Consider the following 13,738-nt stretch of genomic DNA (forward strand, 5'->3'; position numbering starts at 1 on the left):
CCGCGTCAGCCGGCGGCGTTAGTGGCGGCGTCGGCGGCGTAGCCCGACCCCTGGTCGAAGCCGCCGCGATGGGTGACGGGCACCGTGGGGGTCACGGTCCTGGTCACCATCCCGTCGCGCTCCAGTGCGCGCAGCGTCTGCGTCAGCATCTTCTGACTCACCCCCGAGATCCGGCGTTGCAGCTCGGAGAAGCGCATGGGCCGCGGCTCGTCGCCGGGGGTGGTCCCCGGGCCGTCGCCGCCCAGGGCGGCGAGCACGAGGGCGACCCACTTGTCGGAGATGCGCTCAAGGAGTTGGCGGCTGGGACACGCCGCGAAGAACGCGTCGTACTCGGCCTTGGCCGCGGCCTTCCCACTGGCCCGGCCGGGGCCGGGGCAGATCCGGGTCAAGGTCGTCGCCGCGGCGGTCAACCCGGTGGACCTGGGGGTGGCCGGGGGCGTCTTCCACCGGCTGGGCCTGGTCGACCAGCCTCAGCACACCGGGCTCGGCTGGGACTTCGCCGGCACGGTCGATGCCGCCGGACCGGGCGTCGAGCTGCCGGCCGGCACGCGGGTCGCCGGGTTCCTCGACGGATTCGACCGCGACCACGGATCCCACGCCGAACACCTCCTGGTCTCCGCCGCGAAGATCGCCGTCGTACCGGACGCCCTCGACCTGATCGAGGCGGCCGTGGTGCCGCTCAACGCCACCGCCGCGGCCCAGCTCGTCGCCCTCCTCGGCGAGGCGCCCGCGGGAGCCCGGCGCCTGCTGGTGACGGGCGCGGCCGGCGCGGTGGGCGCGTACGTCGCCGTACTGGCCCAGGACCGCGGCTGGCAGGTGACCGGGGCGGCCCGAGCGGCCGACGAGCCGTTCGTACGGGGCCTCGGCGCCGACTTCGCCACCGGGGTCGGGCGGGGCTGGGACGCCGTCGCCGGAGCCCTCCAGGAGGACGCCCTGCGGGCGGTGCGCGACGGCGGCCGCTTCGTCGGCGTGCAGCCCGCGGCTCGACTCCCTGAGGAGCGCGGCGTCACCGTCGAGGTCCTCTTCGCCCGACCCGACGGTCCGATCCTGGCCCGACTGCTCGAACGCGCGGCGACGGGTGAACTGCCCGCCCGCGTCCACGCCGTCACCCCGCTCGCGGAAGCGGCCGACGCCTACGAGGCGATGGCCAAGGGCGGCGTCCGCGGTCGCATCGTGCTCGTCCCCTGACCAGCGCCGCCACAGCCCCGTCGCCACCAACGATCACCTCGACGGACAGACAGGACAGCCGATGCTCACCACCCTCGCCACCGTTCTCGCCGGCCTGCTCGGCGCGGCCCTCGTCGCCATGGGCGCGATGGTCTTCGCGAAGCCGCAGAACGCCGCCGGCTTCGGCATTCCCGACACACCGGTCGACGACCCCGCCTTGCGGTCCTGGCTACACGTGAAGGGCGCGCGCGAGATCGTGTGCGGGGTCTTCGTCTTCGTGCTGATGCTCGTCGCGCCGACCTCGGTGCTGGGTTGGTTCATGCTGACGTTCGCGGCGATGCCGGTCGCGGACATGCTGATCGTGCTGCGCAGCGGAGGACCGAAGGCCACCGCCTTCGGAGTCCACGCCGCGACGGCCGCGGTCATGGCGGCGACCGCCCTCGGCCTCCTGCTCTGACCCCGCCCCCGCGTCCTCCCAGCCCGCCGTCAGGCCGCGGGAGCACCCTGCTTCGGCTTCGGCTTCGACTTCGACTTCGGCTTCCGCTTCACATCGGCCACGTTCACGCCCTCCCGCTCGGAGGCCCCGAAGGCTTCGGCGATCACACCGCCGCTCCTGCTTCCCGTGACCTCCAGGGCCAACCGGCCCCCGAACAGGCGCAGGTCGAGCCTCGCCCGGGGCACTCCCTCGTGGTCCGGCATCCGGTGGATGTACGGCGCCGGGTAGCCGAGCTCGGTCAGCCTCTTCCGCATCACCTCATAGTCGCCCGTCGTGGTGTTCTTGAAGGCCTCGCTGATGCGCCGCACGTGGTCGCCGCCGAAGCACTCCTCGGCAGGATTGAGCGTCACCTCCTCGTACGGGTCGGCCGGAGTGACGTCGGGGTCCGGCTCCGGCGGCGGGGGAACGTCCGAGGGCAGGGGTACCGGGCCGCCGTCCATGCCACCGTCGGCGTCCGGAACGGCCGGCGACATCCCGTCGGCGAAGGAATGCGGCCCCGGAGTGTCCTCCCGGCCCAGGAGTTCCTCGGGCGGGATCCTCCTGGCGTTCAGTTCCTCCAGTTCCTCGACCGAGACACCCTTCTCGTCCGCGACTTCCTGAAGGCAGCTCGACGGCATGTCGTTCATCAGCTCCAGGAACCGCAGGAACTCCTCATCGCTCGGCGCGGCCTCCGGCGCACTCGCACTCGCGCTCGCACTCGCCGCCGGTACGACGCCGCCCGCGAGGGCCTGGTCGGTGGCGGCGTTCCGCGTACCGCAGCCGGCGAGGACGACGCAGCCCAGTACGGCCAGGAGCAGTGACTTCGGGAGGGAGTTGGATCTCATGTCCGCAGCATGCGGCTGCCGCATCACCGGCCACATGAGTACGCCTACTCAGCTCGCCCTGTGCCATCGGGCCGCAGTACGGCAGACGTGAACGTCCAGTTGCCGGCCGAACGTCAGGGAGTGACCAGTGCCGCGACCGCCGAGGTCACCAGGGCGCGCCGTTCCGGTTCGGGGACCAGCCCTGCCACGTCTTCCCCGGGCATGTGCCACATGTTCGCCAAGGTCAGCACCAGGGCGAGGATCTGGGCCGCGGACCGGGCCGTCGTCACCGTGCCGCGCTGCTGCGCCTCGGTGATCGCCGCGACCTTCTCGGACATGGAGGCGGCCACGACGGCGCGTTGCGAGGACTCGCCGAGTTCGAGGTAGTACCACCTGATGAACCGCATGACGTCGGGGTGCGCCCGCCCTGCGTCGTGGAGGTCGCCCGCGTACTCGGGCAGGCGGTCCGCGTCGATCGGTACGGACGCGAGGATCATGTCGACGATCTGGTCGAAGACCGCGTCGAACAGCTCGGCCTTGCCCTCGTAGAACGAGTACACCAGGCCCGGGCTGATGCCGGCGCGTTTGGCCATCCGGTCGATCCGCGCTCCCGCGCGGCCGAACTCGGCGAACTCCGCCAGTGCGGCCTCGAAGAGCAGCTGCTTCTTGGCTTCGGGATCCCGGGTGCGCATCCATCCAATGTACTTAATGAACGTTCATTTGACAAAGCCCCACCGCGCCCCCACCATCGCTATTGAAGGTTCATTCAGTAAGGGAGTGTGGTTACGATGAGTCACTGGACCCTGGATTCGATCCCTGACCAGGCAGGACGTACGGCGCTGATCACGGGCGGCAACAGCGGCATCGGTCTTGGGACCGCACGCACCCTCGCGGCACGCGGCGCGCGGATCGTCCTCGCCGGCCGCAGCCGGACCAACCTCGACGAAGCGGTGCGCCAGGTGCTCGCCGTAGCGCCGAAGGCCGAGACCGACACGCTGGTGGTCGACCTGTCGGACCTCGCCTCGATCCGGGACGCGGCCTCCCGCATCGCCGAGACCGAGACGATCGACCTGCTGTTCAACAACGCCGGGGTGATGAACCTCCCCACCCGTCAGAGCACGCGCGACGGGTTCGAGATGACCTTCGGCACCAATCACCTCGGCCACTTCGCCTTCGACGCACAGCTGTGGCCGGCCCTTCTCCGTTCCCCGGCCCCTCGCGTGGTCACGGTCAGCGCGATCGCCGCGCGCTGGCCGATGGGCCGGCTCGACGACCTGATGAGCGAGAAGCGCTACCGGGGCATGGGCGCCTACGCCAAGTCCAAGCGCGCCAACATCGTCTACACCCTCGAGCTCGCCCGGCGCACCGCCGGTACTCCCCTCAAGGCCCTGGTGGTCCACCCGGGGGCCGCGATGACCAACCTCCAGCAGCACGGCGCCGGGCCCCTGGCCAGGGTGTTCACCCCGATCGCCGAGCGCCTGCTGATGGGCTCCGCCGAGGGCGCCGCGTGGCCCTCGCTGTACGCGGCCACCGCCTCCGACGTCGCGAGCGGGCAGTTCATAGGCCCGTCGGGACGCGACCAGACCTCCGGCACGCCGAAGCCCGCCAAACTTCCCCGCGGCGCTGACGCCCCGGAGCAGGGTGCACGCCTGTGGGCGGACAGCGAACGACTGACCGGAGTCACCTTCCAGCCCTGACGTACCCCGGACCCGGACCCGTACCCGAACCCGGAGCCGGAGCCGGACCCCGACCCGGACCCGGCCGCCTCGCGTTCCACAGGAGGAGACAGCGCCATGACCACCAGCTCCGACGGATTCGTTCCGAACCCGGACGCGGCCGAACTCGCCGCCGTCAACCGGCAGATCGCCGCGTCCATGCGGTACCCCGACGTCACCAGCGCCGAAGGCCTGGGAGCGGTCCGCGGCATGGCCTACTCGCTCGCCCGCGACCCGAAGCACTCGGTGAGCGAGCGGACCATCCCCGGACCGGGCGGGGACCTCACCCTGCGGATCATCCGGCCCGAGGGCCCGGTGCAGGCCGTGATGATCGACGTCCACGGCGGCGGCTGGTGCATCGGCACGCCACGGGAAGACGACTGGATCAACGACCACTACGCCGAGCACGCGCGGATCGCGACCGTCGGCATCGACTACCGGCTCGCGCCCGAGCATCCCGTACCCGCCCCGGTCGACGACTGCGTGGCAGGTGCCCTGTGGGTCGCCCGGAACTCCGCCGCCGAGTTCGGCACCGACCGGCTCCTGCTGCACGGCGCCTCGGCCGGCGGACACCTGGCGGCCGTGACCCTGCTCCGGCTGCGCGACGAGCACCCGGAGGTGGCCGGGCGCATCGCCGCGGTCAGCCTCCTCTACGGCGCCTACGACATCAGCGGCACGCCCAGCCAACGTCTCGCCGACGACACCACCCTCGTCCTGCCCGACCACTGGCTGCGCGGCTTCGTCGCCAACGCCTTCCCCGGCCTCGACGGCGAACAGCGACGCGACCCGTCCCTCTCCCCGCTCTTCGCCAAGCTGGACGGCCTGCCGCCCGCCCTCTTCACCGTGGGCTCGCTCGATCCGCTCCTGGACGACAGCCTGTTCATGGCCGCCCGCTGGCAGGCCGCCGGCAACCACGCCGACCTCGACGTCTGGCCCGACGGCGCCCACGGCTTCAACACCATGGCGCCCAAGACCGGCCAGGCCGTCGCCGAGCGCATCGCGTCCTGGTTCACCACCCGCCTCTCCGCCTGACCTCCGCACCCACCGCAAGGAGCACCACCATGAGCACGAGCAAGCAGGACAGCATCGGCCTCGTCCAGGGCTTCTTCGACGAGGTCGTCAACGGAGGCGACCTGTCCGCCCTGGAGCGGTACTGGACCGAGGACATGGTTTGGCGCGGCGGCAGCCTCGGCGAATACCACGGCCTGGCCGACTACAAGAAGTTCGCCGAGGCCAACGCCGGCGGAGCGTTCACCGGCATGCACCTGGAGCCCCAGCGGTTCCTGGTGGACGGGGACACCGTCGTCGCGCTGTTCACCAACAGCGGCACCCACACGGGCCCGTTCATGGGCATGCCCGCCACGGACAAGGCAGCGAAGTGGAACGGAGTGGGGATCTACCGCATCCACGAAGGCAAGATCGCGGAGGGAACCTTCGTCGAGGACATCCTCGCCATGCTCCTCCAACTCGGCATCACCAGCCTCCCCACCTCTTCCTGACGGCCGGAACAGGACCGCTCCCCGGACCAGTCCGTCTACGTACAGAACTGAACGGCAGCCGAACCGCGGGGCGACGGGTGCGGGAAAACCGCTTGGGGGTGCCGGGCGGGGGCAGGCAGGCTTGCGCGGTGATCCTCGAACTGGCTCCCCGCTCCCTGACCTGGGAAGACGTGGACCCCGCCCGTCACACCTTCGACGGCGCGACCGTTGCGCGTACGGTGCGCTCGCTCGGCCCGGCCCACTGTGTGCCCGTCCGCCCGGACGTCCCTTACGGAAGCCCTGCGATGAACAGCTGGAGTGACGGCCAGGCCGAGCCCTGGGCAGCCGCCATGTCGTACGCCCTCGTCCAGCAGTACGGACGCTGGAGCGTCGGCTGGCGCTGGGCGCACGACGAGGGGGATTTCGACGGCGGACCGGTAGGAAGCTGGTGCTGCCCGCACCACTCGGTCACGACGCAGGAAGCGACCTTGGCCCGCGTCGAAGCGGCCCTGTGTGAGTGGCGCGACTGGCTGGAGTATCTCGCCGGCTGGTTCGAGGCGTACCCCCTGGACCTGACCGGCATCGACGATCAGCGGATCTTGTGGGAGCGCGCGGCGAGGAACGTGATCCTGCAGGTCGTCGACCGTACCGGGTGCGGCAGCGGATGGTACGGCCACTGCCGCCAAGTGCTCACCTGGTTCCTCCATCGCTGGGGCGTCGCGCCGGGCAAGGCCCAGATCCTGGTCGACGAGGCGATCGGTGGACGGTTCCGCAGCTGGACCGGCCCCGACACGGTGGTGGTCGACGACATAGCGGAGCAGCTCGCGCTGTCAGTGCGGCCGGCCGAGAGCCCTACCCGCACGGACGCGCCGCCTCAAGACCACTTGCAGCGCTGGCTCGCGGCACGCGAATCGGTGCCGTGGCACGAGGTCCAGGACGGCGGTAAGGACGGACCGGTGGTGCCCCTTCGCGATGGCGTGGCAAAGGACATCCAGGCCTTCGACGCCGCCATCGACCCTGCCCGGGCCCAAGGCCTGCTCAGCGCCCTGGAAGTTGTCCGGGCCGACGCGGCACGCGGAGCCCGACTCGACTTCGCACTGCTCAGCAGCTGGCAGCAGCACGTCCTGGGCACCCCGCAGCCACCGCTGTTCCGCACCTCGCCCGCCTTCGCCAAGGGAGGCCGGGAGCGCTACGGCATCGGCCCGGACACACCTGCCCGCTTCGCCACGTGCCTGGCCGAGAGCGTGTCCGACGTGGGCCGACCGCTCGGGCTGACCGCCCGCGCCGCCCGCGCCTACCTCGACATCTGCTTCTTCCACCCCTTCGACGACGGCAACGCCCGCTCCGCGCTCCTCGCCCTCGTCTTCGTCCTCGCCCGCGAGGGCATCGCACTCGACGGAGTCAGCCTCCTGCGCCGCATCACCTTCGAGGCCGACAGCCCCCGGGACCCACTGACCCTCGTCCGTTACATCAACTTCCATGTCGCGGACACCCGGCGCTCCGCGGCCGAATCGACCGCCTCGGCGTAGCGGTGACTGTTTCGGCGGCCGTTGGCTCGGGAGCACTCCCGGTGTCGCCACGACCCCTCTCAGGAATCCAGATATCCGGTGGCGGCGCCCTGGCTGTGACCCGATGGTGAGGAACCAACCCGGACCGCATTGAATCAATTGTTCCGATTGTGGAGAGGCTGCGACCATTCCACCACGACCGTGCTGGAAATCCTCCAACCTGAAAAGATTCACGGCGCCAACATACTCGAATCGTGTCCTATTTCATGGGGGGTGTGATGCGGAAGCATATGGTCCGCACGCTTGGGGTTGCGGGAGCTTTATGCCTGACTTTGACCTCGGCACAGGTGGGCTCGGCCAGCACCGTTGACGGGTTGCAGCGCGAAATGGACAAGGTCCTGGCGAGCACCGCGGGCGGAGTACAGATCAGCCGGAACGAGATCGCCTGGGGTGAGGGGGAGGCAATCCTATCCTTCCCGCTACCCGGGGAGCGCAAGGCTCCCCCGAGTAGCCCGGCGGCGCAGAGACTTCAAGCCAAGGTGGCCGACCTTCCGGCGGGCACGAAAGAGAACGCTTCAGCGCTGGCCGAGGACGATAGTAGTTGCCCCACGGAAGTATTCGGTAACGACTGGTACTGCTTCTACCAGTACAAGGATTACGGTGGTCGACGTCTACAGTGGAACGGCCCCCACACCAAGACCGTCTACTTTTCCGCCTACACATTCAACGATATGGCGTCATCCTGGTCCAATAAAGGCGGGTTTACCATTCGCGTGAATGGGCGGACTCGAGCAGGCGATGACTCATCATGCAGTAGCCTTCAGTGGACCGAACTCGCTCACAGCCGCAGCCCTTCTGTCACTCTCGACAACATGGCTGACTGCTTCACAGCGACCTAGTGCATGAGTGTGCAGGGGGATGAATCGATCCGCCCCCTGCACACCTATTGCGGTCGGGCTTCCAGGTAATTCACGTAGAGGATGACCGAAGGGACGCTGACGTTCAGACTGCCTGCTGATGTTGTCAGCTCTTCCTCGTAGGCCAGCAACTTTCCGTTGCGAGCGTCGAAGATGAGCGTGTGCTTCACGGGGAGCCCGCCGTAGTCCGAATCCACGGAGAAGGATACGCCCGGGCGCCCCGCTCGGTCCGTCGCTTCCCCGCGGTAGGCAATACCTTCCGTATCGGCCAAGACGCGCAGCACGGCCGCACGTTGCTGCGGGGAGAACAGGCTACTGAGGTTCCGCTCCGAGATGGAGTCGAAGAGCTGGCCGGGTCCGAAGGACTCGTAGTTCACGGAAAGCCACCGGGTCATGCCTGCCGGATCGATTGGTGCCGGTTTGTTCCTGAGCTGAGACATGTCGGCGGGGTCTGATGTGCCAGACCAGGTCTCGGGAGTCTTTCCCGCCGATCCTGAGCCCTCCCAGACCCTTCGCTGCGCATCATTTTCAAAGACCGGCGCCTTCGTTTTCGCTTTCCATTTCGCCGACCCGTCGGGCTTCCGCCACGTCTCACGCACTTCGGGAATGATTGCGGAAGTGACTTGAACCCCGTCGATCCGCGTGGACAGGGCCCACATTTCGTGCTTGAAATACAAATCCTGTCCGTCTACCGATTCACGACTCCCGGCTTCCGCGGACCGAGCGACTTCCTCAAGGACAGTTTTGGCGGACTTCCCTGAGGTACTGTAGTGCAATGCTGCGGGCGTTACGGCAAGGGCGGGTTGCGGCGCGTTGGACCCCAAAACATTGACCGCTGCGAATGCGCAGACCGTCATGGCCGCTACCGCCGAAAGTCCCAGACCCCAACGCCGACGAGGGGCAGTCACCGTCACCGTTGCCTCGCTGGGCACGTTGCTGTGAGGTGACATCATGGTCGTGACCAAGGTGAACTCCCTCTCCGCCTCCGTGGCCTGCCAGCCGCCATTTTTCGACGGATCCATGGAGCGGAAGAGCTCATCCAATTTACTCACTGATCCTGATCCCCTCAGTCCTCGCCGGAACGTATCCCGTAGCGCCTGACGAAACGCCTGTCCGCTGCTCTACTGCCGTTCCCTTTTGGAGCCGCTTGCGCGCCCGGTGCAACCTGACGTGATAGGCGGCCGTACTGCATCCCATGATCTTGGCGGCATCGCGGGCGGAGAGATCTTCCCAGAGGGAAAGCCGCAAGACTTCCTGATCGTCCGGGGACAGGCGGTCGAAGGCCGCCGCCATCAGCAGTCGGTTCTGGACAGTTTCAGCATGGTCCGATACGCCCTCCTCGCGCTGCCCGGCCAGCTCGGCCAAGAGGCGCGTTTGGCGCTCCTGTGCGCGGTAGGAGTTAGCCAGGATGTTCCTGGCGACGCCGTACAGCCAGGGCAGGGTCGATGTCGGGGGGATATCGCCTAATCTCCGCCAAGCCGCCATGAATACCTCGGCCACCAGGTCGGAGACCTGGGCCGGTTCGCACCGACGCCGGATGTAGCTCTCGATGTTCGCGTAGTGGCGCTGGTAGATCGCGGTGAAGTGCTCTTCGTCAGTCGTCGTGCTCACATCCCCTCCGAGGTGTCTATGTCCGGCCGCTCGGATCTCTTACAGCTCAGGGCGAAGTTTCTCGGTCCGGCTCTCTCAAGTCGGCCTGAAAACGGGATGTTCAGGGGTGTTCTGGACCTCCAGTGGCCCTGCTGTCTCGTGATTCCAGCACTACATGCGCTCTCGCGACAGGCTGTCTTGGCGGAGCTGTGCCGGATCGGCAGCGCTCGCGGAGTTCTACGCCACGCTCCCCGCCACACCGCAGCGGCCATCACCCGTAGGACGGACCGCACGGCGCTGCGCGCGATCTGAGCGCTGAGCCTTTTCCAACCTGACTGCGGCGATCAGGTGTTGGACATTGCCAGCTGCACGAAGCGATGAAGCTCCTGAACGTCCAGGTCCTCGCCGACCCGTTCGGCCGACTGCTGTGGGCCTCACCGGCATTACCGGATCGCCCCACGACCTGACCGCCGCGCGGCGACACGGCATCATCGACGCACTCACTGAGGCCGACGCACGCCTCAACCTGAGGTTAGAAAGGACTCCATGAGTTTTGACATCTTCGTGTGCCGGTTCGAGAACGGTGAGCCGGCGACGCTGGACATGCGGGCTGCGCACGAGGTCCTCGACCCGTATGCGGTGGGGCGGGATCCCGAGACGGGCTTCCTGCAGGTGAGTACGGCGGAGGGGGAGGAGGCGGGTGTGTACTTCGACAACCCGACCGGCATCACCTTCAACCGTTTCGGAGGGGACGGGATCATGGACCTCCTGGCCGTCCTGCTGCAACGGCTGGATGCCGTGCTCCTCGTCCCGGGCGGGCCGACCATGATCCAGCGGGACAAGGACCGCGAGCTCCTACCCGCCTCCCTCAGGGACGGGTGGTCCGTCGTCGTGGCCCGTACCGGCGCGGAGATCGACCGGGCGATCCGGGCTTCCTGAAAGAACGGGCGAGGGGCCCCTTCATCCCCGGCGCGTGTCGCTGGGAACGGCCCCGTCGCCTGCTCACGGGCGCGGCCGCCGGCCGGTACGCCACCGCCACAGCAGCCACTCCAAGATCTGATGCATCGGGAGGCAGGGCGGACTCAGTCGCCCGGTCGTCAGCAGCGCACGCGGGCCTCGCCGTCGCGGATCCATACGAAGGCACGCCTGAAGACCGGCATGCGCGTTCCGTCCGGAGTCTCGAGTTCCAGGCCTAGTTGTGCGATCGGGCCCGCGAGTTCGCCGAATCGGACGTCGGCGTCCGGGTGACCCTGATCCTCCCACTGGGCGAAGGCCTCATACAGCTCTCGGACTGCCGGCCAGTCGGGTCCGGGCGTGAACCGGCAGAAGCGCCAGAACATATCGGTCTCGCGCCAGTACAGGTCACCTACAAGGTGTGGGCCGCGCATCAAACGCCAAGTCGGTTCCGTCGGTTGCGTCGGTTCCAAAGAGACCTCCAGGCCGGTTACGGCAAAGGATGAGGTGTTCCGGCTCTCCGGACCCACCGGATTCCAGTGTCTGGAGCCGGTCAAGAGGGCGGGCCCGGGACGGGGCAAACGAGGGGCGGCGCCACCCTCAGGAGGCGAGGTACCCCGCGGCGCCGGCGACCGGGAGGCTTGCCCAGGTCCGGGTCCCGCCGCCGGGTTCCCTGGACTCGCCGAAGCCCCAGGCTCCGCCGCAGTCCCGGACCACGGCTGCCATGACCCGTAGGGCGGCCCTGCGGCGGGCCTCGCAGTGGGCGGCGAGGCGGGGGTGGGTGTGGGGAGCGTGCCCGTCGTAGACCGTGAGGCGGAGGGCGCCTTCGCGGTGGCGGAGGGCGAGGTACAGGCTGCGGCCAGGGTCCAAGTACCAGGCCGCGGCGATGAGTTCCCCGACCACCTGTACGGCTGCGGGCACGACCCGGTCGAGGTGGTGGGCGTGCAGGACGGACCGTACGGTGCTGCGCGCGATCTGGGCGCTGTACGGCTCCCCGGGCACGGTCAGGCTGCACGACAGCCCGTCGGGCGAAGGCGGCTCGTCCGACGGCGGGCAGGCGTCGAAGCAGCCGGGGCTGGGGGACATGAAGGGGCTGAGCATGACGGGCTCCCTGTCGTGGCCGGGTTGCTCTCGCGTTTGGTGGGGGCAGTGGCTCGTCGCCGAGGCGGATGCCGAGGCATGCTGCGGCGATGCACTTCCAACTCCCTTGCGTGAGCGATGCATTACCGAATGTAGCGCGGGCGGGCCTTTTTTGGCCCGCCACTCGGCAGGAGTCAGCCGTTCGTGGCACGAGGGGTTGGCGACGCGTAAGACTGCACCCCATGACCGCGAGGACAGCTCCCACCGAGCGCCAGAAGCGACTGGGTTACGAACTGCGCCGAATGCGCACGTCAGCAGGGATGTCAGCCGAGTTCGCGGCGAGCCTCTTGGCCGTGGACCGAGGTGCGATCTCCGCGATGGAGTCGGGCACACGCGCCATTTCGACCGAACGACTCCGCACCCTGGCGGCCAACTGCCAAGTGAATGACGAGCGGTACATCGCCGGGCTGACGGACATGGCCCTGCCCGCCGGCCCGCGCTGGTGGGACCGCTACAGGGGACAGGTACCGCAAGGCTTTCTGGACATCGCCGAGTTGGAGGCACGCAGCATCCGCATGCGGGTTGCGTATCCGCTCCACATGCCTGGGCTCCTCCAGACCTCGGACCACGCCCTAGCCGTGTTCCGCATGGTCATCCCCGCGCTACCCGAGCACGAGGTCGCATTGCGACTGGCACTGCGCGTGGAGCGCCAGAACGTCCTGGACGGCGAGAACGCCCCCGCGTTCGTGGCCGTGGTGCACGAGGCCGCCCTGCGGATGCGGTTCGGCAGCGCGGATGTCCTGCGGGCACAGCTGAACCACTTGATCCATCGGTCCGAACAGGACAATGTGACGTTGCTCGTCCTCCCGTTCGAGGCGGGCGGCTTTCCTGGAGCGGGACAAACGGTGCTCTACGCGGAGGGGCCGACGGCGCAACTCGACACCGTGCAGATCGACAACTCGCACGGGCCCGATTTCCTCCACGCCGAGACCCAACTCACGAAGTACCGAAGCCATTTCGAGCTGATGGAACGGCTGGCACTGTCTCCGGGAGCCTCCCGGGACTTCATCCGCGCCATCGCGAGCGAACTCTGAGAGGGGACAGCGTGAGCGACGTGACCTGGGAGGACCCCTACTGCGGCGAGGGGAACTCCTGCTACCGGATCGGGGTGGACGGGGACGGCAACAGCTACATAGCCCTGTCCGGCCAGGAGGGCACCTACCTCACGGACACCCGCGAGGCACTGCAACAGCTGATCCGGGACATCAAGGCCGGCAAGGCCGACCACCTGCTCGCGGAGTAGTCCCCTTCGTGCCTGTCCGATCGAAAAGGGAATGCCCCCGCGGATTCGGTTTCGTAGGCTCGCCGGAGACACGAGGGACGAGGGACAGGAGGTGGGACCAGTGAAGCTTGCCGAGGCACTTGCGGAACGCAAGGACACCACACGACGTGTGGAACAGCTGCGCGCACGCGTGGTCAGCAATGCCCGGTACCAGGAGGGCGAGCCTCCCGCCGAGGACGCAGCGCAGCTCTTGGCGGACGCCGCCGAGGCGCTGGACACCTTGGAGCTCCTGATCCGGCGGATCAACCGCACCAACGCCGCCATCGACATGGGTACGGACGGCACGCTCACCGACGCCCTCGCCCGGCGGGACGTCCTGCGACTGCGTCACTCCGTGGTCACGGCCGCGGCGGACGCGGCAGCGGGCACGGGCAACCGGGGTCACGGCAGGCAGCTGCGTTCCGAGCTGGTGACACTCTCGGCGCTACCGGTCGCGGAGCTGCGCGGCCAGGCCGACGTACTGGCGCGGGAAGTCCGCGAACTCGACGTGCGCATCCAGCGCACGAACTGGGAGGCCGACCTGCTGGACTGAGAGGTCCCGGCAGGGCGGGGTCATGTGGAGCAGGTAGTCGCTTCGGAAGCGAGCACAACCGAGGGCCGGCGGATTCCGGTCCACCCTCCTGGTGCGTGAAGAGCAACGCAGGGGTTCGATTCCCCCATAACAGTGCAGCTCATTACGGCACACAAG

General features: G+C 68.5%; 18 protein-coding genes and 1 pseudogene. 12 read left to right on the forward strand and 7 right to left on the reverse strand.

Annotation, left to right across the window (positions count from 1 at the left end):
- Positions 1-5: 5 nt before the first annotated feature.
- Complete coding sequence (locus OG730_RS15825; RefSeq protein WP_327304857.1) at positions 6-410, reverse strand: winged helix-turn-helix transcriptional regulator; 405 nt, start codon at positions 408-410, stop codon at positions 6-8.
- Between the two features lie 4 nt (positions 411-414).
- On the opposite strand from OG730_RS15825, the gene OG730_RS15830 reads away from it, so the two are divergent.
- Together OG730_RS15830 and OG730_RS15835 are read left to right on the forward strand one after the other, a co-directional pair.
- Positions 415-1,188: a zinc-binding dehydrogenase gene (locus OG730_RS15830; RefSeq protein ID WP_327304858.1), complete on the forward strand. Its 774-nt coding sequence runs from the start codon at positions 415-417 to the stop codon at positions 1,186-1,188.
- A 61-nt stretch (positions 1,189-1,249) separates the two neighbouring features.
- Positions 1,250-1,624 (forward strand): DUF4267 domain-containing protein, encoded by a 375-nt coding sequence (locus OG730_RS15835; RefSeq protein WP_327304859.1) that lies wholly within the window; start codon positions 1,250-1,252, stop codon positions 1,622-1,624.
- 29 nt (positions 1,625-1,653) lie between these two features.
- Here OG730_RS15835 and OG730_RS15840 read toward each other — a convergent pair whose 3' ends face one another.
- Positions 1,654-2,487, reverse strand: coding sequence for a hypothetical protein (locus OG730_RS15840; protein WP_327304860.1), 834 nt, complete (start codon positions 2,485-2,487; stop codon positions 1,654-1,656).
- Between the two features lie 113 nt (positions 2,488-2,600).
- The gene (locus tag OG730_RS15845; RefSeq protein ID WP_327304861.1) at positions 2,601-3,158 is read right to left on the reverse strand and encodes a TetR/AcrR family transcriptional regulator; all 558 of its coding nucleotides are present in this window, start codon (positions 3,156-3,158) and stop codon (positions 2,601-2,603) included.
- A 96-nt stretch (positions 3,159-3,254) separates the two neighbouring features.
- Between OG730_RS15845 and OG730_RS15850 the strand changes: the two genes are divergently transcribed.
- The 5 genes from OG730_RS15850 to OG730_RS15870 all read left to right on the forward strand — a co-directional run bounded on the left by OG730_RS15850 (position 3,255) and on the right by OG730_RS15870 (position 8,066).
- Entirely contained in the window at positions 3,255-4,163 is a 909-nt protein-coding gene (locus OG730_RS15850) for an oxidoreductase (RefSeq protein WP_327304862.1), read from the forward strand.
- A 96-nt stretch (positions 4,164-4,259) separates the two neighbouring features.
- Positions 4,260-5,213, forward strand: a complete 954-nt coding sequence (locus tag OG730_RS15855; protein WP_327304863.1) for an alpha/beta hydrolase — start codon at positions 4,260-4,262, stop codon at positions 5,211-5,213.
- Positions 5,214-5,242: 29 nt separating this feature from the next.
- Positions 5,243-5,680, forward strand: coding sequence for an ester cyclase (locus OG730_RS15860; RefSeq protein WP_327304864.1), 438 nt, complete (start codon positions 5,243-5,245; stop codon positions 5,678-5,680).
- Positions 5,681-5,808: 128 nt separating this feature from the next.
- A complete protein-coding gene (locus OG730_RS15865; protein WP_327304865.1) occupies positions 5,809-7,188 on the forward strand; it encodes a Fic family protein in 1,380 nt (459 codons plus the stop codon).
- 233 nt (positions 7,189-7,421) lie between these two features.
- Positions 7,422-8,066 carry a peptidase inhibitor family I36 protein gene (locus OG730_RS15870; RefSeq protein WP_327304866.1) on the forward strand — a complete coding sequence of 215 codons (645 nt, stop codon included), beginning with the start codon at positions 7,422-7,424 and terminating at the stop codon, positions 8,064-8,066.
- Between the two features lie 44 nt (positions 8,067-8,110).
- On the opposite strand, the gene OG730_RS15875 is transcribed toward OG730_RS15870, so the two are convergent.
- Both OG730_RS15875 and OG730_RS15880 read right to left on the reverse strand, forming a co-directional pair.
- Entirely contained in the window at positions 8,111-9,127 is a 1,017-nt protein-coding gene (locus OG730_RS15875) for a CU044_5270 family protein (protein ID WP_327304867.1), read from the reverse strand.
- A gap of 1 nt (position 9,128) precedes the next feature.
- Positions 9,129-9,695, reverse strand: coding sequence for an RNA polymerase sigma factor (locus tag OG730_RS15880; protein WP_327304868.1), 567 nt, complete (start codon positions 9,693-9,695; stop codon positions 9,129-9,131).
- A 365-nt stretch (positions 9,696-10,060) separates the two neighbouring features.
- On the opposite strand from OG730_RS15880, the pseudogene OG730_RS15885 reads away from it, so the two are divergent.
- Both OG730_RS15885 and OG730_RS15890 read left to right on the forward strand, forming a co-directional pair.
- Positions 10,061-10,188 (forward strand): annotated as a pseudogene (locus OG730_RS15885) (IS5/IS1182 family transposase); the annotation flags it as partial.
- Between the two features lie 32 nt (positions 10,189-10,220).
- Positions 10,221-10,613: a hypothetical protein gene (locus OG730_RS15890; RefSeq protein ID WP_327304869.1), complete on the forward strand. Its 393-nt coding sequence runs from the start codon at positions 10,221-10,223 to the stop codon at positions 10,611-10,613.
- A 158-nt stretch (positions 10,614-10,771) separates the two neighbouring features.
- Here OG730_RS15890 and OG730_RS15895 read toward each other — a convergent pair whose 3' ends face one another.
- Together OG730_RS15895 and OG730_RS15900 are read right to left on the reverse strand one after the other, a co-directional pair.
- On the reverse strand, positions 10,772-11,158 hold the full coding sequence (locus tag OG730_RS15895; protein WP_327304870.1) for a hypothetical protein: 387 nt from the start codon (positions 11,156-11,158) through the stop codon (positions 10,772-10,774).
- A 70-nt stretch (positions 11,159-11,228) separates the two neighbouring features.
- On the reverse strand, positions 11,229-11,729 hold the full coding sequence (locus OG730_RS15900; protein ID WP_327304871.1) for an ATP-binding protein: 501 nt from the start codon (positions 11,727-11,729) through the stop codon (positions 11,229-11,231).
- A gap of 221 nt (positions 11,730-11,950) precedes the next feature.
- Between OG730_RS15900 and OG730_RS15905 the strand changes: the two genes are divergently transcribed.
- The 3 genes from OG730_RS15905 (at position 11,951) to OG730_RS15915 (ending at position 13,582) form a co-directional block, all read left to right on the forward strand.
- Positions 11,951-12,802, forward strand: a complete 852-nt coding sequence (locus OG730_RS15905) for a helix-turn-helix domain-containing protein (protein WP_327304872.1) — start codon at positions 11,951-11,953, stop codon at positions 12,800-12,802.
- A gap of 11 nt (positions 12,803-12,813) precedes the next feature.
- Positions 12,814-13,011 (forward strand): hypothetical protein, encoded by a 198-nt coding sequence (locus OG730_RS15910; protein ID WP_327304873.1) that lies wholly within the window; start codon positions 12,814-12,816, stop codon positions 13,009-13,011.
- A gap of 100 nt (positions 13,012-13,111) precedes the next feature.
- Positions 13,112-13,582 carry a DIP1984 family protein gene (locus OG730_RS15915; protein ID WP_327304874.1) on the forward strand — a complete coding sequence of 157 codons (471 nt, stop codon included), beginning with the start codon at positions 13,112-13,114 and terminating at the stop codon, positions 13,580-13,582.
- Positions 13,583-13,738 lie beyond the last annotated feature (156 nt).

Origin of the sequence: Streptomyces sp. NBC_01298 (genome assembly GCF_035978755.1) — a bacterium.
Classification (GTDB): Bacteria; Actinomycetota; Actinomycetes; order Streptomycetales; family Streptomycetaceae; genus Streptomyces.